Genomic DNA, 24,494 nt, shown 5'->3' with positions numbered 1-24,494 from the left:
TTCTGTTGTCTATATTGAAAGCATTACATTAACTATTTTTAGCACGCTGTAAGCTACGCTCTCTTTGGCCTTTAATCACCAAATAGATACCTACCAAAATAAACGGAATACTTAATAACTGACCAGTATTAATTACCATATCGGTAGAGTAATCAGCTTGATGAACTTTAATAAATTCTAATAAGAACCGTACTGTCATCACTAACACTAAGAACCAACCAAGCAGTAACCCTTTATATTTACCAATATCGGTTTTGCGATATAAAGCAAATAATAAGAAGAAAATCGCCAGATAAGAGAAACCTTCATAAAGCATTACTGGATGACGTGGCACTAAATCAACGCGCTCAAACACCACCGCCCATGGCAAGCTACTTGGAGTACCTAAAATTTCTGAGTTAAAGAAATTACCAAAACGGACAAAGAAACCAAATAACGCTGTAGCTATTGCTAAACGATCAAGCAACCACATACGGTCGATAGCATATTTTTTACTGTAGTAGTAAACCGCAATGATTAAACCTAAACCACCACCGTGACTTGCAAGTCCACCTTCCCATACCGCAAAGATTTTCGCAGGGTGTGCCCAGTAATAATCTGGATCATAGAACACAACATGAAATAATCGAGCGCCAACAATGATACCGACTACGGCATACATTAGTAATGAATCTAAACTTTCAACAGGTTTATTTTCACGCTCATAAATTGACTTCATAACTTGGAAGCCAAACGTAATAGCGAGCGCAAATAGCACGCCATACCAATGTATCTTTAAACCAAAGAATGACACCAGTATTGGATTAACATCCCAAACAAAATGATTCAAACAAGATTACCTTCTGAGTGAACAATAGCCAAAACAATAGTTGCTATCGATAATCATCACAGACTAGCAAGAAAAACCATCGGGGTGAATAAACAGCAGCTTAATTTTTTAAACTATTTATAATAAATTCGATTAATAATTCGCCATAAAAAAATTTCAAACAATATAGCAAACATTTTAAAGCATTAAATTTGGTATTTTATGCATTAATAACACACTGCATAACAATTAATACTTGACGTCAAATAGTAATCATTGCATATAATAATAACTTAACATTAATTAAAGGCTTATGATGTATCGTAAACGTCTTCGCACAATTTGGATTATAAGCTTTACGCTGATGGCATTATTGCTATCGAGTGTTGCTTCCAGTGCGCCTTTAATGTCGTTAAAAATGCTTAGCATGAATAATTCGATGGTCACAATGTCACCGATGATGGATTACTGTGATGATGAATCAATGACTGATCATCAACACCATCAAGTACAAGAATCTACTTCTCATTGTGATAAAATCGGTGGGATGGATAAATGTTGTTCTATCGCATGTTTAAGTAATGTTGCTTTTCTTCCTAGTCAATTTGAAAGCTTATCCCAGCCATCAAATCTAACACTCATTGCTATAGAAAAAACACATCAATTAAGTACGACGACACCAACGCTACACCGTCCTCCAATAGTATAAATCCACTTAATCTATTTTTACCCACGGTATCATTATTGTCCGTGACAGATTAATTGTATCTTATGATCTGCATTTAATTATTTTACAGCAGATCTAAGATCACCATAAGCCTTATTTAATTCAATGACTGTTCTAGGTCGTTATTACTTCACTCACTACGTAATAATAATTAGAACATCACGACTATTGTTTTATATTCGCTTATGGAAGATTGGATTTCGTTATGAACGTTACAACTTCTATGCTCGTTCTGGCTATCAGTGCTAGCGCGATAACACCAGTAACACTGTTTGCGTCACCATCAACAACCGTGACAAAAATACAGCAATCGCAACAATTGACACAGCTGATCACTAATGCACTTAAAAACGATGCCGAGATGGCAAAAATCAGTGCTCAACAACATGCAATGCGAGCAACCAGTTTAGGCAATAACAGCTTACCTGATCCCAAGTTAAAACTGGGAGTTAGTGGCTTGCCAACAGATAGTTTCTCTCTTAATACTGATCCAATGACCACGCTATCTATTGGTTTAATGCAACAATTTGACCGTGGCGACACCCTTGAATTACAACAACAAAAAGGTGAAATTCAAGCTCAAGCTATTGGTATTCAACACGCTGTTCGTGAACTTGATATTACCAATAAAATGACACAATTGTGGTTAGAATTGGGCTATCAACAATCTGTTTACCGCACCTTACAGCGTAACCACCGTTTAGTAATGGAGCTCGCTAATTTCACCAACACTAATTACGTTATTGGCAGTAGTGAAACGCAAGATTTACTGCAAGTTAAATTACAACTCGTCAAAATAGAAGACAAATTACAAACAAACCTACAAACACAACATCGTATCATGGCACAACTATCTGAGTGGTTGGGTGCAGATTGGCTTACAACTCAAACCATGATTCAAGCATCAAATCAATTATCTTGGCAGCAGCTTAATCAACTAATGCCACATTTAACGGCCACAACACAGCATTATTCACTACTGAAACAACACCCACTGGTACTGATTGCCAATAGTGCAATTTCTGCAAATGAAACCCAAGTCACTATTAGCCAGCAAGCCTATAAACCTCAATTTGGCATCGAAGTTATGTACGCCTCTCGCCAAGCTAATGGTATGTCAGGCAAACCGGCGTCTGATCTAATGAGTGCATATCTCACCATGGATTTACCGCTATTTACTGATAACCGTCAAGATCATCATCTTGCCGCAGCGCAATATCAAGTTGGAGCCGCAAAGTCACAACGAGATCTACTGCTCAATCAAATGAACGCCAAGGTAAATGCCTTACTGGTTGAACGTGATAATTTAAGCCAGCGCTTATCGCGTTATACAACCACCCTACTTACTCAAGCAAAAGCACGTACGCAAGCTGTTGAGCGTGGTTATCAAAATAATACCGCACAGTTTAATAATGTAATCACCGCAGCCACTGATGAACTCGCTTTAGTCATTGAACAAGCACGGGTTATTACCGACTTAAACATTACTAACAGCAACTTAGCCTCATTAGTCAATGGTTTTGATGTTCAACCACACTCGTTACAGCTTCAGCACTCAACAACCATCAATAAGTAGGTAATATCATGACGTCACAAAATACCGTTAAAATTGCGGCTGTTGCCTTACTTATTGGTACAGCTATTGGAGTTAGTGCTACATATTATATGTCACATCATTCTGTATCGATGGACTCAAAAGCGACCACTTCAAACAGTGAACCCTTGTATTGGGTTGCTCCAATGGATCCCAATTACCAACGTGATAAGCCAGGTAAATCACCAATGGGGATGGATTTAATTCCTGTCTATGCCGAGAAAAATACAGCAGAAGAAAATATTGCCGGCACGGTGATTATTAATGCTGCGCTTGAAAATAACTTAGGCGTAAAAACGGCAGCGGTGATTAAACAAAAGTTATCTCCCCAAATAAAGACCACTGGCTATGTGGCTTTTGATGAAAGTCATCTATGGCAAACCAATATTCGTGTCAGTGGTTGGGTTCAACAAATGTATGTTAACTCAGTGGGTGAACAAGTACATAAAGGCGATGTACTATTTACTTTATATTCACCTGAGCTCGTTAAATCTCAACAAGAATTACTCAATGCCTATCGTACCGGTCGCAGTGGATTAATGCGAGGTACGCGTGAGCGATTAGCGGCCCTTGGCGTTGATAAACAGCAAATTGAGCACATCATTAAAACGGGGAAAGCGACTAAAACTATCGAAGTAAAAGCAATTACTGATGGTGTTATTGCGAGCTTAAATATTCGTGAAGGGGGCTATTTATCACCAGCACAAGCTGCAATTAGTGCAGGGCCTTTAAATGAAGTCTGGGTTAATGCTGAAATATTTGAGCGCCAAGCACATTGGATAACCACTGGTAATAAAGCAAGCATGACATTAGATGCTATTCCCGGCCAACAATGGCAAGGAAAAGTTGATTATGTTTACCCTATTCTAGATCCAAAAACACGTACATTACGGATGCGGTTAAAGTTTGCCAATCATAACGGTCAATTAAAACCTAATATGTTTGCCAATATCACCCTAACTCCAAAAACAGAAACAGCCGTGCTAACTATTCCGACTCAAGCCGTCATTCGCTCAGGTGACATGACGCGTGTAGTACTTGCTGAAGGCAATGGAAAATACCGTTCAGTAAAAATCAACATTGGTCGTGAAGCTGATGATTTAGTTGAAGTTGTGGCAGGATTAACCACCGCAGATCGTATTGTCACCTCTGCACAATTTATGCTTGATTCAGAATCAAGTAAAAGCGCCGATCTCTCACGTATTAATGGTGTCGACAGTGTCGATAAAGCCACCACCGTCACTTGGGCTCAAGGAGAGATCACTGCGATCAATGCTGATCAAACAATATTAACCATCAACCACCAGCCAGTCAGTGCTTGGAATTGGCCTGCGATGACAATGGATTTTAATATTGATAAAAATATAAAAATTAAAGACTTAGTCGTTGGTCAACAGATTAAATTTGAGCTACAAAAAACAGCCGATAATCAATATAACATCATTGATTATAAAAAGCAGAAGCACGATATTGCCAATAAAGTGTGGGTTAACGGTAATATCTCAATGTTAATGGCCGCATTTAATATGATCACGGTTAACCACCAAGCAGTACCTGAATGGAAATGGCCTGCGGGTGAAATGAATTTTACCGTCAGTGACACCATTGTATTAAGTGATTTTAAACAGGGGCAATCAATTCGATTCAAGCTAGTCAAAAATGGCAGTGATTATATTCTGCAAGATCTTAAACCAATGGAGAATAAATAATGATCCCCGCTATTATTCGTTGGTCAATCAATAATCGATTATTGGTATTAATTGCCGCTCTCTTTTTAACTATTGGTGGTTTATACAGCGTTAAAAATACTCCCGTTGATGCATTGCCAGATCTATCTGATGTTCAGGTTATTATTAAAACCAGTTATCCAGGTCAAGCACCACAGGTGGTTGAAGATCAAGTTACTTATCCACTCACAACAGCCATGTTAGCCGTACCAGGCGCTGAAACTGTCCGTGGATATTCTTTCTTCGGCGATTCCTATGTCTATATTATCTTTAATGATAAGACCGATATGTATTGGGCACGTTCGCGAGTATTAGAATATTTAAGCCAAGTTGCACCTAAATTACCCGCCAATGCAAAACCAACCTTAGGTCCAGATGCGACAGGGGTTGGCTGGATTTATAGTTATGTATTACAAGATAAAACAGGTAAGCATGATCTAGCACAATTGCGTAGTTTACAAGACTGGTTTCTAAAGTATGAACTTCAAACTGTAGCGGGCGTGTCTGAGGTAGCAACGGTTGGCGGAATGGTAAAACAATACCAAGTTCAGATCGACCCATCTAAACTTCGCGCTTATAACCTTACTCTCCAACAAGTCAATATGGCAATTCAAAACGGTAACCAAGAAACTGGTGCCTCCGTTATTGAAATGGCTGAAGCTGAACATATGGTTCGTACTACGGGCTATTTAACCAATATTGAAGATATAAAATCACTGCCTTTAAAAGTAACAGAAAATGGTACGCCACTGTTACTAGGAGATATTGCAGATATTAATCTGGGACCGCAAATGCGCCGAGGTATTTCTGAATTTAATGGTGAAGGTGAAGCTGTCGGTGGGGTTATTGTGATGCGTTTTGGCGAAAATGCCAGCCAAGTGATCACTAACCTCAAAACTAAGTTGGCGCAATTACAACAAGGATTACCTGAAGGTGTTGAGATTGTTGCTACCTATGATCGCTCAACTTTAATCGATCATGCGGTGAAAAATCTGTGGCAAAAACTTGCTGAAGAATTTCTGGTAGTCGCCATCGTTTGTGCGCTATTTCTATTCCATATTCGTTCTTCATTAGTGATAGCGATTAGCTTACCCATTGGTATTTTATCAGCTTTTATCATCATGCATTGGCAAGGTATTAATGCCAATATCATGTCATTAGGTGGTATAGCAATAGCCATTGGCGCAATGGTTGATGGCGCCATTGTCATGATAGAAAACGTCCATAAACATATTGAACGTACTCCGCTCACCGACAACAACCGTTGGCAAGTTATTGGAAAAGCTGCTGAAGAAGTCGGCACCCCCCTGTTCTTTTCATTGCTGATTATTACCTTAAGTTTTGTGCCCGTGTTCGCGCTCGAAGGGCAAGAAGGTAAGATGTTCTCACCATTGGCATTTACCAAAACCTATGCCATGGCCGCAGCAGCAGGTTTAGCGATCACTTTAGTACCAGTATTAATGGGCTATTTCGTTCGTGGTAAAATTCTACCTGAACATAAAAATCCAGTGAACCGCGCGGTTATTGCACTCTATCGACCATTATTGAATCTAAGTCTTAAGTTTCCGAAGACAATGATCGTTATTGCGCTTTGCTTAATGGCATCTTCATATTACCCGTTAACAAAACTTGGCAGTGAATTCATTCCCCCATTAGACGAAGGTGATTTGATGTATATGCCAACTACCTATCCAGGAATATCAATAGGTAAAGCGCGGCAATTATTACAACAAACCAATAAACTGATTAAAACCGTCCCTGAAGTCGCAACGGTTTGGGGAAAAGTTGGTCGAGCTGATACAGCGACCGATCCTGCACCGTTAACCATGATTGAAACAGTGATCCAATTAAAGCCTCGCGATCAATGGCGAGCAGGTGTCACCACTGAATCTTTACGCAAACAATTTGATCAATTGATCCAATTTCCCGTATTAACTAACGCTTGGGTAATGCCGATCAAAACCCGTATTGATATGTTAGCAACAGGAATTAAAACGCCGATAGGGATCAAAATTGCAGGCCCAGATCTTAAAGTGATCGAAGAGATCGGCGCAGAGCTAGAGCCTATTTTAAATAACATCAAAGGCACAACCTCTGTTTATGCCGAGCGCGTTGCTGGAGGGCGTTATATCACTATTGATATTAATCGTCGTCAAGCTGCGCGTTATGGGTTAGCTATTAAAGATATTCAACAGATAGTCTCTACTGCTGTTGGCGGAATGAACGTTGGTGAAACCATTGAAGGTCTAGAACGCTACCCTATTAATGTGCGTTACCCACAATCTTACCGTGATTCAGCAGCAAAATTAAAAGATCTACCATTGATTACCCCCAATGGTGCCCGTATAGCACTGGCTGATGTTGCAGATATTCGTTACGAAGATGGACCACCAATGATCAAAACTGAAAATGCACGTCCAAATGGATGGGTGTTTGTCGATATTGAACAGCGTGATTTAGGCTCTTATGTTGTCGAAGCACAGCAAGTGGTCGCCAAACAATTAAAACTGCCCGCTGGTTACTCATTGGCATGGTCAGGTCAATATGAATATATGGAACGAGCAAAAGCACGCTTGAGTATTGTTACCCCAATTACTCTTGCCATTATTATGCTGCTGCTTTATTTCAGTTTCCGCCGTGTACAAGAAGTCTTCATTATTATGGCAACCCTACCATTAGCGATGGTAGGTGGTTTATGGCTGATGCTCATACTGGGATTTAATTTCTCTATTGCTGTTGGGGTTGGCTTTATCGCACTCTCTGGTGTCGCAGTTGAAATAGGGGTGATTATGTTGGTGTACTTAAACCAGTCATGGGCATTTAAAAAACAAGATGCACAAGATCAGCAGCGTCCATTAACTGCAATAGATTTACAGCAAGCAATCAGTGACGGTGCGGGATTACGTGTCCGTCCCGTAATGATGACCGTACTGACCGTTACCATTGGTTTGATTCCGATAATGTATGGTTCAGGTACTGGCTCTGAAGTCATGCAACGTATTGCCGCACCAATGATTGGCGGAATGGCGTCAGCGCTTTTACTAACATTATTAGTGTTACCTGCCATCTTTAAACTTTGGAAAAGTCGCGAACTTAGCACAACCGTCATTAATTCATCTTCAATCACAAAGGAATGAGTCATGAAAAAAACACTACTTAGTTTACTATTGGCCTTAACAACCACCACGACTATGGCTGCTATGGATCACAGTAGTATGGATCACTCACAAATGAACACCACTAAAATGGACCATCAGATGATGAATATGAAAAGCATATCTGAGGTAGGTATGCCTGCGATAGGTTCAAAACCCGACAAAGTGGTTTATGTCACCCTTGCTGACGATATGACGATTACCGTTAAAGAAGCAGCCGATATTCAGCCTAACGATGTGGTGCAATTTGTAGTAATGAATACAGGAAAAATGGCACATGAATTTGCAATTGGCTCTCCCCAAGAGCAAGCACAAGCTCGACAAATTGGAAAAGATCACCATAAAGAGCATGGCAATGCAGTAACGGTCGCACCAGGAAAAGCCAAACAAGTATTATGGCATTTTCACGGCAGTAACAAGATAGAATTTTCTTGTAATATGGAAGGACATGCCGCTGTAGGTATGACCAAAACAATCACGTTATAAGCTACTTTTCAAAATTAAAAACGAGGTAGATACTATTCTCTGCCTCGTTTTATTTAACTAAATATTATTCAAAATCAGAATAATACTGAGCTAATTTATCCTCAATAATATCATCTAACGCATTAATGCCACAATAAACATCAATACCTAACGCCTGTAGCTTATGCTCAATATCCGCGGCTGGCGCTGAAAAAAATAATGTTGGTAAATGAAAATAGCTTCCAGCAAGACTTTGATTACGCTCTGTTAAATAGTCTACCGTATAATCAAAAATGCGCTGTTGAATCGCTATTGCCTCAACTAATGATGATACTTTAAACGCTAATGGTTGTGCCCAATCTAAGTATTGTCCTTGATAAGTTGCCAAAGGTTGAATTAACGCGTCACTTTGGCCTTGAATTGACACTAATGCCTGCGCTAACGCCATCGATGCATCAATCACTTCAACATTTTCAGGTAATAGCCCTTGTGCTTTAAATCGCTGACAACTAATAGCTGTTAAAGCTAACGGTAATTCAGTGCAGCCCAATATTACTTTAGTACAGCCTTGCTTGACTATCTCATCACGTATCACTTCACATAATAGTGTTTCTGCTTGATGGGTTATTTTAGCAGTTTTAATACCAAAACTGGGATTGTAAATGGCTTCCATTATCTTAGCTTGATTATCTGCAGAAGGCTGCGTGGCTTTAATTCCCTCTTCAGTTAAGGCTATTTGATATAATTTTGATTCTATAAGACTGCTCACCCCCATCACTAATACCGACTCTTGACAGCCTTGTAACGACGTTGCGGTCTGTTTAATCATATCAACAAAAGTCACTGGTATATTTGGTAAAATACGACGAAATAATTCATGAGCGCTATTACATGCCAAACCAAGCTGATCAACGGCTAAATATTGCATTAAGCGTAATGTATAGGCAGCTGTATCATATTTACGTAGTTCGGGGATATCAGTCGGTAGCCATTGTTGCATCACTTCTTGAGGTTTATAGGCCAAACGTGCATTACCAAAAGCAACAAATTGGTAGTCTCTTTGTGCTGGTAACGATGCCATTTTTAGCATCAGATCGACCATAGCTTCGTTGCCCATACCACCAATGATACCAATACGTGGGTGGTGTAAATTATCCATAATTTTCATAAGCTCACTGACTCAATATTTATGACAGAAGTGAATAGCTTACAAATTCAGCGATTTTTTTCTTTGATGAATATAATTAATCCAACCAATAAATTGATAAATATGTTAGTAAATATTTCGAAACACAATGGTTAATATTTATTACCATATTACAGCCAACAAAAAAGCAGCTTCAATGGAAGCTGCTTCTAATAGTCAAATCAACGCAGACAATTACTTCTCGTCAGTCGTTTCTTCTAATGATTCTACGCCACGATGATTGATCTGTAATGCTTGTAAAAAATTACGCAATACTTGATCTTTACAATCACGGTAGTGTTTATGATCTACTTTACGGAAGAAAGCACTTAATTCATGCTTGCTTAAACGAAAATCAACTAATTTAAACAAATCAAGCACATCGTCTGCTTTAAGATTAAGTGCAATTTGTAATTTTCTAAAAATAATATTATTTGTGATTTTTGTTTCTGGTGCTGGTTGAACACCTTCTTTTTTGCCGCGCTTTTGGTTAATAAAACCATTTAAGAAAGTGGCAACTTGCTCGTCAGAACAACTTTTATAACCTTCAGCATCATCCGCTTTTAACCAGCTGCACACTTGCTCACGTGTTACTTCACAATCAGCTGCTGCAAAAATAGCGATCATCTCGCTATCATTTAAATCAAAAGTATAGCGAACACGGCGCAAAACATCGTTATTAGTCACAATTTATCCAATTTAGTATGCTGTGGTTGCAATAATCACAGCGAAATTATCGGCGCAGAATAACAGATAATCCATTGCTATTCACCCGTCTCTAGTAGCTTTTGCACATCAACTATACCGATCATAGCTTTGTTCAATGGGTTTTTCTCAGCAGTAATCAATAATCTTCCCTCACCATACCAATGAATAGCTTCCCACTGTGAATAAATACCTAACCGTTTATAAATGCCTGTTGACCAATCTGGCTCGTTATTCTTCACTTTTACCAGCCAAATGAATGAGTAACCTAAATACATATTTTTACGGTAACCAATGAAGGCTAAGGTTGACGTTTGTGGATCATAATCAACTCCAGTAATAAGACCTTTACTTGGATATTCCGCTACAGGTTTAACATATTGCATTTGGTCTACTGTGGATGTGTCTAAACGGTACAATTTTGTGTTTTCATTTTCCCAGTTTTTAGTAAACAACCACAACTGATCACCGACAATAGTAATCGCTTCACTGTCAAAATTATGCTTATTAAACCAACCTTTTTTAAAATCAGCATATTGGAAATTTAATACTGCTGTTGGTGTGACATTGTTTTGATGATGAAGCTGACTTTTGTCGACTTTATAAATAGAGCCGCCTTTACGTCTCGCAAGATTATTACCAATGTCAGCAATATATATATATTGCTGATCTTGCGCTAAATCTTCCCAATCACGATTAAGACTTTTATTAATTTTAACTGTCTGAGCAATACCTGTTAAATCATTATTTAATCGATATATTTTATTTTGGCCATAAGTATCATTCTGAGTCCAAATATCACCATCAATGATGGCTAACCCTGATGTCTCGCTTAGCTTTTTAGGCATATATGCCAAAATATCTACATAAAGGGTATTCCGCACAAAATAAGTAGCTGCCACACTGCATGATGACAGTAATAACACAGCTAACAATCCTATTAGAATTCTTTTCATTATTAATTAGTTACCCATAAAAATCACAATATAATGAAGCAATAATTAACTATCATATCACTATCTTTAACATATGAAAAATCAGTATAAATCATACAAAATAGCGATATAAATAAGCATTTTTTACGATTAACAACCATAATTAACTCCAAACCTATTAATTTACGTTTACTTAGGTCTGGCAGGTAAGTTATGTTCAAGATACCGTACTTCATTAAACATAAATACAAATTAGTAATATTGTGTCTGTTATTCATAAGTTTTCAGAGCTATTCAATTCAACTTGCTCCTCTGAGCGGTACTAAATATACCGGTGATTTAGCTGTATTAGAAAAAAAGCGAGTATTGAGAGTATTGGTCGCAGCAGATTTAGGTTTTTATTACATCGAGGATGGTATCACTAAAGGCATTATTGCTGATTTATTACAACACTTTGAAAAAAACATTCATAAAAGTCACCCAACGTTACATTTACAAATTATTCCTGTCCACCGTGACAACTTGCTGCCTTATATTGTTAGTGGATTAGGCGACTTAGCCGTAGCTAATATTACCATTACTACTGAGCGCAAAAAGCAAGTCGCTTTTAGTCAACCAGTATTAAGTAAGATTTCAGAAGTTTTAATTAATAATCAAAAACAGCTCGCCTTCAATAAGGTAACTGATTTAAGTGGTCAAACTATATGGATCAGAAAAAGTTCAAGTTACTACCAAAGCTTACTTAAAGTTAATAATAAATTGAGGATGCAAAATTTACCAATCGCATCAATATTCTTTATTGATGAAACATTACAAGACTATGAATTATTGGAATTAATAAATTTAGACTTATTAAATGCAACGGTCATTGACGATCATAAATTAAAAATTTGGCTACCAATTTTAAAAAATATTCGAGTAAATGATCGCTTTGTTTTACGTAACAATGGTGAGATCGCATGGGCAATGCGTAAAGATAGTCCTAAGCTGATGACTTTAGTTAATCAATATATTAATACCGTTAAGGAAGGCACATTAATAGGCAATATGATTTATAACAAATATTTAGAAAATCATCGTTGGCTTGATACTCTGCTTGATCCTAACAATATTGACCGAATGGAAAAATTATCACACACTTTTTTCCGTTACTCAAAACAATACGATTTTGATTATTTAATGTTGATGGCACAAGGGTTTCAAGAATCTGGGTTGAATCAACATAAAGTCTCAAATAAAGGAGCCGTAGGTATAATGCAAGTATTACCTAGTACTGCGCGTGATCCTAATGTTGATATTCCTAATATTTATACCTCAACCAATAATATTCACGCAGGTATTAAATATATGCGTTTCTTACAAGATCAGTATTTTAGTAGCAATGAAATCGATTATGACAATAAAATTTACCTCTCATTAGCCGCTTATAATGCAGGACCAGGTAATATCAATAAAATGCGACGGTATGCTAAAGAGCAAGGCTATAACCCTAATGTTTGGTTTAATAATGTCGAGCTTATTACTCGTAAACATATTGGATTACAGCCTATTGTCTATGTTAATAATATTAATCGTTATTTCATTGTCTATAAGCAAATAATGAAACTAAAACGCTTTCGTGACTCTGGTATTCGACCGTTTATTCCACCATATCGATTTGATGGTTCAGTCTTATTTAAATAACCTATATCGATAGTAATGTTATGAATGTAATATAAGTGCGCACCTAACATGCAATGTTATATTATGCTTTTAAGTTAGGGATAGATAAATGCTTAGTACGACGTTCTTGCTTCTGGAAATACCATAATTTACGGTTTTTAGATGATTTTTTCATTACATTACCAATTACAATAAAAATAGAGTAAATATCATCCTATTATTTAGTCTTAATGTAAATTAATGCCGCTAACAACAACGCATCATCTTTACAATGTTAAATTGTAATATTGACTCGACAAATATACCCTACCCTTTAAGCTCACACTATTCTCCTTCAAACCTATCTTCATTATTTTTAACAAAATCCCCCCATCTATGACATTAACAATTAAAAAACAAAGGATAAATGACGCTTATACTACTACTTAGATCACAGAAAAAATCATAATCAATGATAACTCTTACTTCGAAAAGATGATTTTTAACATATCTAGCGTCGGATTTTTAAAAATAGCAAGCGATTGCGTAATTCCGAGAAATAAGTTCTTGTCAATTGCAAAAAAAAGCACTGGATTAAAAATGCGATATATATCACTTTATCTGAGAATGAAATCGTTCAGCATAACCACATAAACAGATAATAATCACACTGAGCACAATCCAATATGGTCTATCTACATTTTATACTCGGGTTAGTCGTTATTGCAGTATTAGCGTTACTTGCTAGTAATAACCGTAAAAACATTAAATATCGATATATTCTTCAACTGCTTATTATTGAATTAGCATTAGCATACTTTTTACTTAATTCATCAGCGGGTACTGGCATAGTTAAAGAATTTGCTGACGCCTTTAATGGTCTGCTTGCATTTGCTGCTGATGGTACTAATTTTGTGTTCGGTAATTTATCGAATAACAATGATTTTAACTTCTTCCTTAGTGTATTAATGCCAATTGTCTTTATTTCTGCATTAATTGGTATTCTACAGCATATAAAAGTATTGCCTTATATTATCAAAGCCTTAGGTTTCTTACTGTCTAAAGTTAACGGCATGGGTAAACTTGAATCATTTAACGCAATTAGTGCATTAATGGTTGGCCAATCTGAAAACTTTATTACTTATAAAGATATTTTAGGCGGTATGTCTGAGCGTCGTATGTATACCCTTGCAGCCACTGCAATGTCGACAGTTTCGATGTCTATCGTTGGCTCATATATGAAACTTATTGACCCTAAATATGTAGTAGCAGCATTGTTCCTTAACATGTTTAGTACTTTCATCATTCTTTCTATCATCAACCCTTATGATCATGAAGCTGAGATGGATATCGATGAAATGATGGCGGCTGAAAGTAGTGAAAAATTAACATTCTTTGAAATGCTAGGCGAATACATTTTAATGGGCTTTAAAGTTGCCGTTATTGTTGCTGCTATGCTAATTGGCTTCATCGCACTAATCTCAATGATTAATGCGGGCTTTGATGCTGCTTTTGGTATCAGTTTCCAAAACCTAATTGGTTACTTATTCTATCCTGTTGCATGGCTTATGGGTGTACCTGCTCATGAAGCGTTACAAGCAGGCAGTATCATGGCAACTAAATTAGTGACCAATGAATTTGTTGCTATGATGGACCTTCAAAAACAAATGGGAAGCTTATCGGCACATACCGTTGGTACGGTTTCAATCTTCCTGGTTTCATTCGCGAACTTTAGTTCTATCGGTATTATTGCTGGTGCAGTAAAAGGGGTGAATGAAGAAAAAGGTAATATGGTTGCGCGTTTTGGCTTGCGTCTACTATACGGCTCAACGTTAGTTAGTGTGTTATCAGCACTCATTGCAAACATCATGCTATAAACACTTCCGTTAATGATTAGGGGCTTCTTTTTGAAGCCCCTGTTCTATCTTGCCACATGATTTTCCCTTCCAATCTGGATTTCCTTCTTCCTCACCATCAAAATGCAACTAATTACACTGCCCACGGTTAAATAAGAAATATTAACTTCCAATTTTAGCCTCTTTAATTTGTATGATAAATAATTTAAATTTTGTGCCACTCATCACATAAAATTCGATTTAGCGAAAACATGTCCTGAGCCGATTAATAATTATAACCATGAGGCTTATATGTTAAATAAAACCATTTCAGGTGCCGAGCTTGTCGTTGAAACTCTAAACGCACACGATGTTCCACATATTTTTGGTATCCCTGGTGCTAAAATCGATTCAGTTTTTGATGCTGTATGTGATAACGGCCCTGAAATCATTATTTGTCACCATGAACAAAATGCCGCGTTCATGGCAGCTGCAACTGGACGTTTAACAGGTAAAGCGGGTATCTGTCTTGCTACATCAGGTCCTGGTGCATCGAATCTTGTTACTGGTGTTGCAACAGCAAATAGTGAAGGCGACCCTGTTGTAGCACTGGCTGGTGCGGTCCCGCTTTCGATGTATTCTCATAATACGCACCAATCAATGGATACACGTTCACTGTTTAATCCTATTACTAAGTTCTCAGCCGAAGTAATGGACAGTGCCTCAGTCCCTGATGTGGTTCATAAAGCATTCCGTATTGCAGAGCAACCTACTCAAGGGGCTAGTTTTGTTAGCTTACCTCAAGATGTGCTAACCAATCAGATCCCGTTTATTCCTGTACAGCAACCTAAGCCTATTTTATTTGGTGGTGCGCACCCTCAAGCTATTCGCCAAGCAGCCGATCGTATTAATGCGGCAAAAAATCCAGTATTACTATTGGGTATGGATGCCAGCCAACCTTTTGTAACAGCATCTATTCGCCAATTGCTACAACAAACAAAAATAGCGGTAGTTAACACCTTTGCAGCTGCTGGCGTGATTTCACATGATTTATATGATTGTTTCCTTGGTCGTGTAGGTTTATTTAAAAACCAACCGGGTGATATCGCATTAAACAATGCTGATTTAATAATCACAATTGGCTACAGTCCAATCGAATATGATCCTATTTTATGGAATAAAGACGGTAAAACACCGATTATTCATATTGGCTACCAGCAAGCAGATTTAGAGATTAGTTATAATCCAATTTGTGAGGTTGTTGGCGATGTTGCCGTTTCTGTTGATTCTATTGCAGCAGAATTAGATCAACGCGAACCTCTTGAAAATAATCAAAAACTACAAGATTTGCGTCAAGACTTACAACATATTATGCGTATGGGTGTTAACAAAACTTCATCAATGGGTGTCCACCCACTGCGTTTTGTACATGATCTACGTCGATTTGTGAGTGATGATACAACTGTATGTTGTGATGTAGGTTCTATCTACATTTGGATGGCGCGTTATTTCCACGCTTTTGAACCACGTCGGCTGTTATTTAGCAATGGTCAACAAACGCTAGGGGTTGCCTTACCTTGGGCGATAGCCGCTTCATTACTAACGCCAAATGAAAAAGTTATTTCAATGTCTGGTGATGGTGGTTTCTTATTCTCATCAATGGAATTGGCAACTGCTGTTCGTCATAAATGTAATATTGTTCACTTTGTTTGGACAGATCATAGCTACGACATGGTTAAAATTCAGCAGCTGAAAAAATATGGTCGTGAAAGTGCCGTTAGTTTTATCGGTCCAGATATTGTTAAGTATGCAGAAAGTTTTGGTGCACATGGCTTGGCAATTAATAATGCTGATGACATCGAGCCAGTACTTCGCAAAGCAATGGCATTAAGTGGTCCAGTATTGGTTAATGTTAATGTTGATTACCGCGATAACAGCCGTCTACTTGATCAACTTCACCCTTGCCAACAAGATTAAGAGGAATACATCATGAGTTATCAAAATAGCGGCAAAACGTTTTATCAAACCTCAATGATGAGTGCCTTAATTGCAGGTTTATACCAAGGTGATTTTACAATTGGTCAATTATTGGATCATGGTAATTTTGGTATTGGTACTTTTAATGATCTTGACGGCGAGATGATTGTATTAGGTGATGATGTATATCAACTCACCAGTACTGGCGATGTACATCTTGTCAACCATGATATTACGACACCATTTGCTGGCGTAGTTAATTTCGAGCCAACAGACACTATCAGTCTTATTGAGCTAACCAAAGCTGAGTTTGAAGCCTGCTTAGAAAAAGATTTTGTCGCTAATAACGCCATTAATGCGATCCGTTTAACCGGCAAATTCTCATACGTTAAAACCCGTACAGTACCTGCACAGCATCGCCCTTACCCGCCCATGGTAGAGGTAGTAAAGCATCAGCCAATTGCTGAAATGACCCATGTTTCTGGTGTCATGATTGGTTTTAAAATCCCTGAATACATGATCGGTATTAACGTTCCAGGATTCCATTTCCACTTTATTAGTGACGATCGCACTCAAGGTGGTCATGTAAGTGATTTTATTTTAACTGAAGGTACTGCTGAAGTTGAGATCTTTAAAGATTTCCACTTACGTATGCCAGCTTCTCAAGAGTTTGATCGCGCTGATTTAAATCCAGATGATCTTAAAGCAGCCATTCATACCACAGAGAAATAACACGACCTAAAAAATACCTTAAAGCTCTATCTTTTTACAAGAATAGGGCTTTTTTTTATTGTTTAAAAAAAGACTATTGACACTCCCAATAACTATCTCTATTATCCGCGCCAACCAAAGCAATCGATTACATTTTATTGCTTTTGTCATCAAATGTATCATCCCATAATGCAGCTGATCCTATCAGTTGTCTTTCTATTTTTATAAATATGAGAGACTTTGATTTTGGGATTGATAATGCAAACTGACACACTAACCACAACAACTTCCCCACGCCACACTAACTGGCAAAATAAAGCCATTTTAAGTGTTGCCTTTTTAATGGCGACGACCTCTGTTGGCCCTGGCTTTTTAACGCAAACCGCTGTATTTACCAATATCTATAACATTGATATGGCTTTTCCTGTTTTTGCTTCAATGTTTATTACTTTTGGTATTGTCATGAACTTATGGCGTATCGTTGGCGTCTCTGGCTTACGAATTCAAGATATTGCAAATAAGGTAGCACCTGGAATGGGGTACTTTATTGGTATCCTATTAGCACTTGGCGCCGTTGCTTTTAACTTTGGCAACGTCAGTGGCTCAGCACTTGGCATGAATGTTCTCACAGGACTGGATACGACGTGGGGAGCCATTTTTACAGGAGTCATTGGTAGTCTGTTATTCATTGTTCATAATGCATCTAAACGTATGGATCAAATGGCGCGTTACTTAGGCTTATTAATGATCGTATTAATTGCTTATGTTGCACTCACCAATTTACCACCACTCGCACCAACAGTGGTCGCTGCGATAGCACCTTCCGATTTTTCAAATCTTTTATTACCAACATTAACTATCGTCGGTGGCGCCGTCGGCGGTTATTACACCGGCGCACAACGCTTAATAGATGTGAACTTAACTGGCATTGAAAATACCCACAATGTTACCAAAACCGCATGGGCCGGTATTTCTATTGCGGTCATTATTCGTATCTTATTATTTTGCGCAGTATTAGGGGTTATCACTACTGGAGTAACATTAGATCCATCAAACCCTGCAGCAGATGCGTTTCGTCATGGTGCAGGGGATATTGGTTACTTTATTTTTGGATTGGTATTATTTGTCGCTTCAATTACCTCGGTGGTTGGCAACTCATATATGGCAATATCACTGATAAAAACCCTTTTCCCCGTTGTTGCACGTAATGAAAAATCATGGTGTGTTGGGTTTATCATGTTCACTACCTTCGGCACTGTATTAATGAATATGCCAATCCTATTACTAATGCTCGCTGGACTTGTTAACAGCATCATTTTACCTATCGTACTTGCAACAGTACTTGGCGCTACACGCTATCCCAATATCGTAGGAACCTACAAGCATCCACTCTACCTTACGATAATTGGTGTCACTATTGTCCTTATTATGAGCCTAGCAAGCCTTTCTAATATTAGCGGCTTTATCACTAAATTTATTGGCTAAACATTAAGGGTATGCCGCTAGGTATATCCTTTAGCGACTGATTTATATCAACTAATAAAATAAAAATACGTATAAGCTAAATTTTGTCAAATGCTACCAAAGCCATAAATATAATAAATATCAATATAAAAAACACTAATAGTTGTCTTTAGGTATAGGTTTTAGTTATATTAGAGCAACACCAATGTCGTTATTCTTATGTCGAACGATAAGATATGACCTATTACCCATTATAAAAATAAGATGAATCGTTAAAAAATGAATATAAAGATTGAAACTCTTAGCTCATTTATTGCTGCTGCCGAATATGGTTCGTTTAGTGCTGCTGCACGACAGCTGAATAAAACCCAAGCTGCAGTTAGCCTCACTATCCAAAACTTTGAAATTGATTTAGGATTTCAAGTCTTTGATCGTTCAAGCAAATGCCCTCGCCTAACAGAAAAAGGTGAGCACGTATTAAAAAATGCCAAAATAATGATGGCGCAATATCAAACATTCCTTGAGCGTTCATTATCTATTTATCACATGAATGATGTGAAAATCAAAGTCGGTATTGATCCACTGGTTTGTAATGAAAAAATACTTTCAATAATCAAAAGATTATCTTCTGATTTGCCAAATATTGAATTGTTTATTATGCAGCAAAACAGTAAGCGTTTAGCGGAAGAAATCAAAGCTAAAAATCTTGATATTGCATTAGGTATTTTTGATCACGAAAATAAAATTAACCTAGAGTACACCCAAGCATTTAATATTAATGTTAGCTGGGTAGCGACTCAATCGTACCTTGATAAATATAATGCGGGTGCAACAACATTAAGCTACCAAGATTTTTGTCAGCAACGTCTATTGATCCCTGCATCTTTAGATTCATTGCCATTTGATGAAGCAAAAGCAGCACTACAATTATGGCATGTTGAAGATATCCATACTATTTTGTCATTATGCCGTGAAGATATTGGCATTTGTTGCTTACCTGATTTTGTATTAAAACATGATCTTAAGAATGAAATGCTAAAGAAACTTAATCTTTCATTCAGTAAAATTACCAGTAATGTATGGTCGGCTTCTCTTATTTACCCTATTGGCTCTCAATTAAGTCCAGCAATTCACTGGTTGCAAGGGCAATTTACTGACATAGAATCATTTTAAATTACCGCCTTACTTAAGCATGAGCAGTTTTGCTCATGCTTAATACTTACTGTTACTTTTCTAATCTGCGTTAACATTCCCAAATTATAAGAATACGCCCTCTTTTTCCCTTCGCTTTAGTCATTCGTTTTCTACTTACAATTGTATAGTTATGCACATTATTCGGATACATACAAATCAACACCTTACCAGTAAATAATTGTTACTAATAATTACAAGTGCATTTTTTTTCGCACCATTATTACCAACATGTAAAGGTCATTTGTTTTTTGACGCCATTGTCATTAAATATGTTTGGAATATAATGGTCACCAATGGCACAACAGTGATATTTTAAAAAAAATACCCGTGTCGAGTTCACAGAACTTGAATTTTGACTGATTTAATTGTCTTATATCAAAGAAATTCATCACACATAAGATATCAGGTAGCCGCCCTGCGTGTTGTGGCTAATAAAAAGTCATTTTGTAGCAACGGATCAGCTCATCAATTTAATGATGGAAGACCATCCCCTGAGAATGATATCTAGGGTTCACTTTTTGAGGTATTCGTTATGTCACGAATCGTTATTGTAGGTGGCGGTGCTGCCGGTATAGAACTATCGACTTTGTTAGCAAAAGCTAACCGTAAAAAACATGAAATTATTCTGGTTGAACCAGAAACGGATCACTATTGGAAACCCCGCTTACACGAGATTGCTGCAGGTACCTTTGATCGCGAGTTAGATTCAGTTTGCTATTTCACCCATGGTGCAATTAATGGTTACCAACATTATCAAGCAGCAATGACTGATATTGACCGTGAAAATAAAATGCTTAGTGTTCGCCGTAACGATGGCACAGAAGCAGCGGTAAAATATGATTACCTTGTTGTCGCTGTTGGTGCAGTAAGTAACGACTTTAATACTAGCGGTGCTCGTGATAACTGTATTTTCCTTGATTCGGCAAGCCAAGCTCGTCATGCATGGAACAAAATCAGTCACTTGCTACGTGAAGGTAGTGATCGCACTGTAAATATTGTAGGCGCTGGCGCAACAGGTGTTGAACTTGCAGCTGAACTTGCACGAGTAAGCCATAAATTACAACGTTACAATGCAGCTAAACTAACAATCAATTTAATTGAAGCTGCAGATCGTGTGTTACCAAATAGCCCACAAAAAATGTCAGCTAAAGTATTAAAAGAGCTACAACGTACCAATATTAATGTACTTTTAAATACTCGAATTAGTAAAGTATCAGAACATGGTATGGTCACTGCTGATAATCAGCCATTAGAAGCTGATATTCAATTTTGGGCTGCAGGTGTAAAAGCACCAGAATGGCTTAAAGGACTGGGTGGTTTAGAATATAACCGTATGAACCAAATTATGGTGAATGCGAATTTAACCACAACAATTGACGATAGCATTTTCTCTTTAGGTGATTGTGCATCAATTCCACAAGCTGATGGCAGTTTTGTTCCGCCAAAAGCACAAGCGGCAAACCGTGCAGCTGTGCATTTAAGCAAAAGTTTAACTGGCTTATTACGTGGTAAAGAACTGACTGACTTTGAATTTAAAGATGGTGGTATGGTTGTCGCAGTTGGTCATCACTTTGCTGTAGGTTCATTTGCTCCTCAGTCAAAGATGGCAAACAACTTGGTATTTAAAGGACGCCTTATTCGTCGTCTTTACGATACTATTTTCCGTCTACACCAACGTACCGTTGAAGGTATGTTTACTGTATCACGTTTAATTATTACTAAACGCTTAAAAGCACTATTCCAACCTAACGGAATGTAGTAACTAGCAGTATATGTATATTTGGCTAATCTCATTAGTCAAATATACATACTTAATACTTAATACTTAATACTTAATACTTAATACTTAATACTTAATACTTAATACTTAATACTTTAAAATATAACTAGTGATATTTCATCACCAGAATTTAATACTCTTACTCTACATATAATATAAGATTAATATAATGATAAAATTCTTTGCTAAATTATTCGGTAATAATACTGAAGGTACAACATCGCCTTTTATTAAATTGCACCCAGCAATTGATAATGGAATTAAACCAACGGATAATACTTTTAAAGGTGGTTTAATTAGCTGTCATTGTCGAAAAAATAAAGTGAATGTTAAATTAACCGGACAAACAGCCCATAACCATGCTTGTGGTTGTTCTAAATGCTGGAAGCCTGAAGGCGCTTTATTTTCACAAGTAGCCGTTATTCCACGTGATAATGTTGAAGTTATTGCAAATGCTAAAAAACTGATTATTATCGATGAAGCTGCTACGATTCAGCGCCATGCTTGTAAAGACTGTGGTGTACATATGTATGGCCGTATCGAAGACACTAACCACCCATTTTATGGCTTAGATTTTGTTCATACAGAACTATCTAGTGAGCAAGGTTGGTCTGCTCCTGCTTTTGCTGCGTTTGTTTCATCAGTGATTGAAACGGGTACTGATCCTAAGTCAATGCCAGAAATTAGGGAACGTTTTGAGTCATTAGGCTTAGAAGCTTACGATTGCTTATCTCCAGATTTAATGGATGCAATTGCTGCACATATCAGTAAAAATAAATAAAATATCCGCTATTTTATTTCATTGTAATAATGGCTCTTTTAAGTTGTGCCTTATTAGAGCTATCAATTTTTGATTGTTCCTATTTAGTAATAATCAATTACAATATTCGTTATTGTGAAAAATGAAATTAAGCATAATATATATCGCATCAACCAAATATATATTTCGTTGATTATTATTATAATTAATTTCCATTTTTCAAACAGGTACTACTAAACACGGTACTTTTAAAAATGTCGTTTATAATTAATTATAATAAACCTACAAAATAAATATTATCTAATAACAATTAAATAAGAGAAAAATTATGTCTATATCTCTACACCCTGCAATTGATAACGGTTTCGCTGCAACTAAAGAAAACTTTCAAGGTGGCGTATTAAACTGTAACTGTGCAGCAAATACTGTACGCGTAAAACTATCAGGTCAAACTGCACATAACCACGCTTGTGGTTGTTCTAAGTGCTGGAAGCCAGAAGGCGCAGTATTTTCACAAATCGCTGTTATTTCACGTGACAATGTTGAAGTAATCGCAAATGCTGACAAACTTGTTGTTATCGATGAGTCTGCAGCTATCAAGCGTCACGCTTGTAAAGAGTGTGGTGTTCATATGTATGGTCGTATCGACAATACTAACCACCCATTCTTTGGTCTAGATTTTGTTCACACAGAGCTATCTACTGATGAAGGTTGGTCTGCACCTGAGTTTGCAGCATTTGTTTCTTCAATCATCGAAACAGGTACTGATCCAAAAGATATGACTGCAATCCGTGCACGTTTAAATGAACTTGGCCTAAACACTTACGACTGCCTATCTCCAGCTTTAATGGATGCAATCGCAACACATGTTTACGCTCAAAATAACCCACAAGCATAATCTTTACATTACTCTTGTGTAACAATATAAGGCAGCACCTCTTTAAAGGTGTTGCTTTTTTTTTATTCATTTCACTAACACAAAAAACAATAAACGTGACGCAGATCACACTTGCATAACCATTAAATACCTAATTGATTATCTTGGTCTACCCTTTCAATCAGCTTCAATTGAGTACTTAGTATTATCTTTGTATCAAAAAAGCCGATATTATTACCTCGTGGTAATAATGATTTTCCATTTACAGGGATTATCAATCTTTAAGAAATAAATATAATAGCTGCATCAAGTCACAACGACAATGTTAAATCTGTGACTATAATTAACAACGAACACCATGCTTGAACATGGGTCGCAAACATTTAAGAGAGTAAACGATGACTGACAAATTTATCAAATCAAAAGCTGCTATCGCATGGGGTCCAAAACAACCTCTATCTGTTGAAGAAATTGATGTAATGCTACCTCGTGCTGGTGAAGTATTAGTTCGCATCGTTGCAACTGGCGTATGTCACACAGATGCATTCACATTATCTGGTGACGATCCAGAAGGTATCTTCCCTGCAATCCTTGGTCACGAAGGTGGCGGTATTGTTGAAATGATTGGTGAAGGCGTAACAAGTGTTGAAGTAGGCGATCACGTAATCCCACTTTACACTGCAGAGTGTGGCAAATGTAAATACTGCCTATCTGGCAAGACTAACCTTTGTCAGGCAGTACGTGAAACTCAAGGTAAAGGCCTAATGCCAGATGGCACAACCCGTTTCTACAAAGACGGTCAGCCAATCTTCCATTACATGGGCTGTTCTACTTTCTCTGAGTACACTGTACTTCCAGAAATTTCTTTAGCTAAAATCAGCAAAGAAGCACCACTTGAAGAAGTTTGTCTACTAGGTTGTGGTGTAACAACTGGTATGGGTGCAGTACTTAAC

The 24,494-nt window shown here is 37.4% G+C and carries 19 protein-coding genes; 15 read left to right on the top strand and 4 right to left on the bottom strand.

What is annotated here, in order from left to right:
- Positions 1-28: 28 nt before the first annotated feature.
- Complete coding sequence (lgt, locus tag G6R09_RS11850) at positions 29-829, bottom strand: prolipoprotein diacylglyceryl transferase (protein WP_065168030.1); 801 nt, start codon at positions 827-829, stop codon at positions 29-31.
- A 292-nt stretch (positions 830-1,121) separates the two neighbouring features.
- Here lgt and G6R09_RS11845 point away from each other — a divergent pair, with 292 nt between their 5' ends.
- From G6R09_RS11845 to G6R09_RS11825, 5 genes are all read left to right on the top strand, one after another.
- On the top strand, positions 1,122-1,517 hold the full coding sequence (locus tag G6R09_RS11845) for a hypothetical protein (RefSeq protein ID WP_163922615.1): 396 nt from the start codon (positions 1,122-1,124) through the stop codon (positions 1,515-1,517).
- 223 nt (positions 1,518-1,740) lie between these two features.
- On the top strand, positions 1,741-3,111 hold the full coding sequence (locus G6R09_RS11840; RefSeq protein WP_163922612.1) for a TolC family protein: 1,371 nt from the start codon (positions 1,741-1,743) through the stop codon (positions 3,109-3,111).
- A gap of 8 nt (positions 3,112-3,119) precedes the next feature.
- Positions 3,120-4,838, top strand: a complete 1,719-nt coding sequence (locus G6R09_RS11835; RefSeq protein ID WP_163922609.1) for an efflux RND transporter periplasmic adaptor subunit — start codon at positions 3,120-3,122, stop codon at positions 4,836-4,838.
- Positions 4,838-7,993, top strand: a complete 3,156-nt coding sequence (locus G6R09_RS11830; protein ID WP_163922606.1) for an efflux RND transporter permease subunit — start codon at positions 4,838-4,840, stop codon at positions 7,991-7,993. Before G6R09_RS11835 ends, G6R09_RS11830 begins: the two co-directional genes overlap by 1 nt.
- Positions 7,994-7,996: 3 nt before the next feature.
- A complete protein-coding gene (locus G6R09_RS11825; RefSeq protein WP_163922603.1) occupies positions 7,997-8,497 on the top strand; it encodes a copper-binding protein in 501 nt (166 codons plus the stop codon).
- 64 nt (positions 8,498-8,561) lie between these two features.
- Here the strand turns inward: G6R09_RS11825 and G6R09_RS11820 are convergent, their stop codons facing one another.
- From G6R09_RS11820 to G6R09_RS11810, 3 genes are all read right to left on the bottom strand, one after another.
- Complete coding sequence (locus G6R09_RS11820) at positions 8,562-9,644, bottom strand: aspartate/glutamate racemase family protein (protein ID WP_240345737.1); 1,083 nt, start codon at positions 9,642-9,644, stop codon at positions 8,562-8,564.
- A gap of 213 nt (positions 9,645-9,857) precedes the next feature.
- On the bottom strand, positions 9,858-10,349 hold the full coding sequence (locus G6R09_RS11815; protein WP_163922600.1) for a DUF1456 family protein: 492 nt from the start codon (positions 10,347-10,349) through the stop codon (positions 9,858-9,860).
- A 77-nt stretch (positions 10,350-10,426) separates the two neighbouring features.
- Complete coding sequence (locus G6R09_RS11810) at positions 10,427-11,323, bottom strand: lipoprotein (protein ID WP_240345736.1); 897 nt, start codon at positions 11,321-11,323, stop codon at positions 10,427-10,429.
- Between the two features lie 192 nt (positions 11,324-11,515).
- On the opposite strand from G6R09_RS11810, the gene G6R09_RS11805 reads away from it, so the two are divergent.
- The 10 genes from G6R09_RS11805 to G6R09_RS11760 all read left to right on the top strand — a co-directional run.
- Entirely contained in the window at positions 11,516-12,985 is a 1,470-nt protein-coding gene (locus G6R09_RS11805; protein ID WP_163922597.1) for a lytic transglycosylase F, read from the top strand.
- Between the two features lie 644 nt (positions 12,986-13,629).
- Positions 13,630-14,820 (top strand): NupC/NupG family nucleoside CNT transporter, encoded by a 1,191-nt coding sequence (locus G6R09_RS11800; RefSeq protein ID WP_163922594.1) that lies wholly within the window; start codon positions 13,630-13,632, stop codon positions 14,818-14,820.
- Positions 14,821-15,090: 270 nt separating this feature from the next.
- On the top strand, positions 15,091-16,755 hold the full coding sequence (gene alsS / locus G6R09_RS11795) for an acetolactate synthase AlsS (protein ID WP_087846833.1): 1,665 nt from the start codon (positions 15,091-15,093) through the stop codon (positions 16,753-16,755).
- 12 nt (positions 16,756-16,767) lie between these two features.
- Positions 16,768-17,487 carry an acetolactate decarboxylase gene (budA, locus tag G6R09_RS11790; protein ID WP_240345735.1) on the top strand — a complete coding sequence of 240 codons (720 nt, stop codon included), beginning with the start codon at positions 16,768-16,770 and terminating at the stop codon, positions 17,485-17,487.
- Positions 17,488-17,724: 237 nt separating this feature from the next.
- Complete coding sequence (locus tag G6R09_RS11785; protein WP_163922588.1) at positions 17,725-18,951, top strand: NRAMP family divalent metal transporter; 1,227 nt, start codon at positions 17,725-17,727, stop codon at positions 18,949-18,951.
- A gap of 258 nt (positions 18,952-19,209) precedes the next feature.
- The gene (locus tag G6R09_RS11780; RefSeq protein WP_061000402.1) at positions 19,210-20,103 is read left to right on the top strand and encodes a LysR family transcriptional regulator; all 894 of its coding nucleotides are present in this window, start codon (positions 19,210-19,212) and stop codon (positions 20,101-20,103) included.
- Positions 20,104-20,656: 553 nt separating this feature from the next.
- Positions 20,657-21,883 carry an NAD(P)/FAD-dependent oxidoreductase gene (locus tag G6R09_RS11775; RefSeq protein ID WP_163922585.1) on the top strand — a complete coding sequence of 409 codons (1,227 nt, stop codon included), beginning with the start codon at positions 20,657-20,659 and terminating at the stop codon, positions 21,881-21,883.
- A gap of 190 nt (positions 21,884-22,073) precedes the next feature.
- Positions 22,074-22,685 (top strand): S-(hydroxymethyl)glutathione synthase, encoded by a 612-nt coding sequence (gene gfa / locus G6R09_RS11770; RefSeq protein WP_163922583.1) that lies wholly within the window; start codon positions 22,074-22,076, stop codon positions 22,683-22,685.
- Positions 22,686-22,992: 307 nt separating this feature from the next.
- Positions 22,993-23,562 carry an S-(hydroxymethyl)glutathione synthase gene (gfa, locus tag G6R09_RS11765; RefSeq protein WP_065168016.1) on the top strand — a complete coding sequence of 190 codons (570 nt, stop codon included), beginning with the start codon at positions 22,993-22,995 and terminating at the stop codon, positions 23,560-23,562.
- Between the two features lie 377 nt (positions 23,563-23,939).
- Positions 23,940-24,494, top strand: a 555-nt coding sequence (locus tag G6R09_RS11760; RefSeq protein ID WP_163922580.1) for an alcohol dehydrogenase catalytic domain-containing protein, incomplete at its 3' end; no start/stop codon positions are given.

The organism is Photobacterium sp. Alg240-V54 (assembly GCF_900537155.1).
GTDB lineage: Bacteria > Pseudomonadota > Gammaproteobacteria > Enterobacterales > Vibrionaceae > Photobacterium.
The sequence above is the reverse complement of the archived record's forward strand: the minus strand, read 5'-3'. Positions and strand labels throughout refer to the sequence as shown.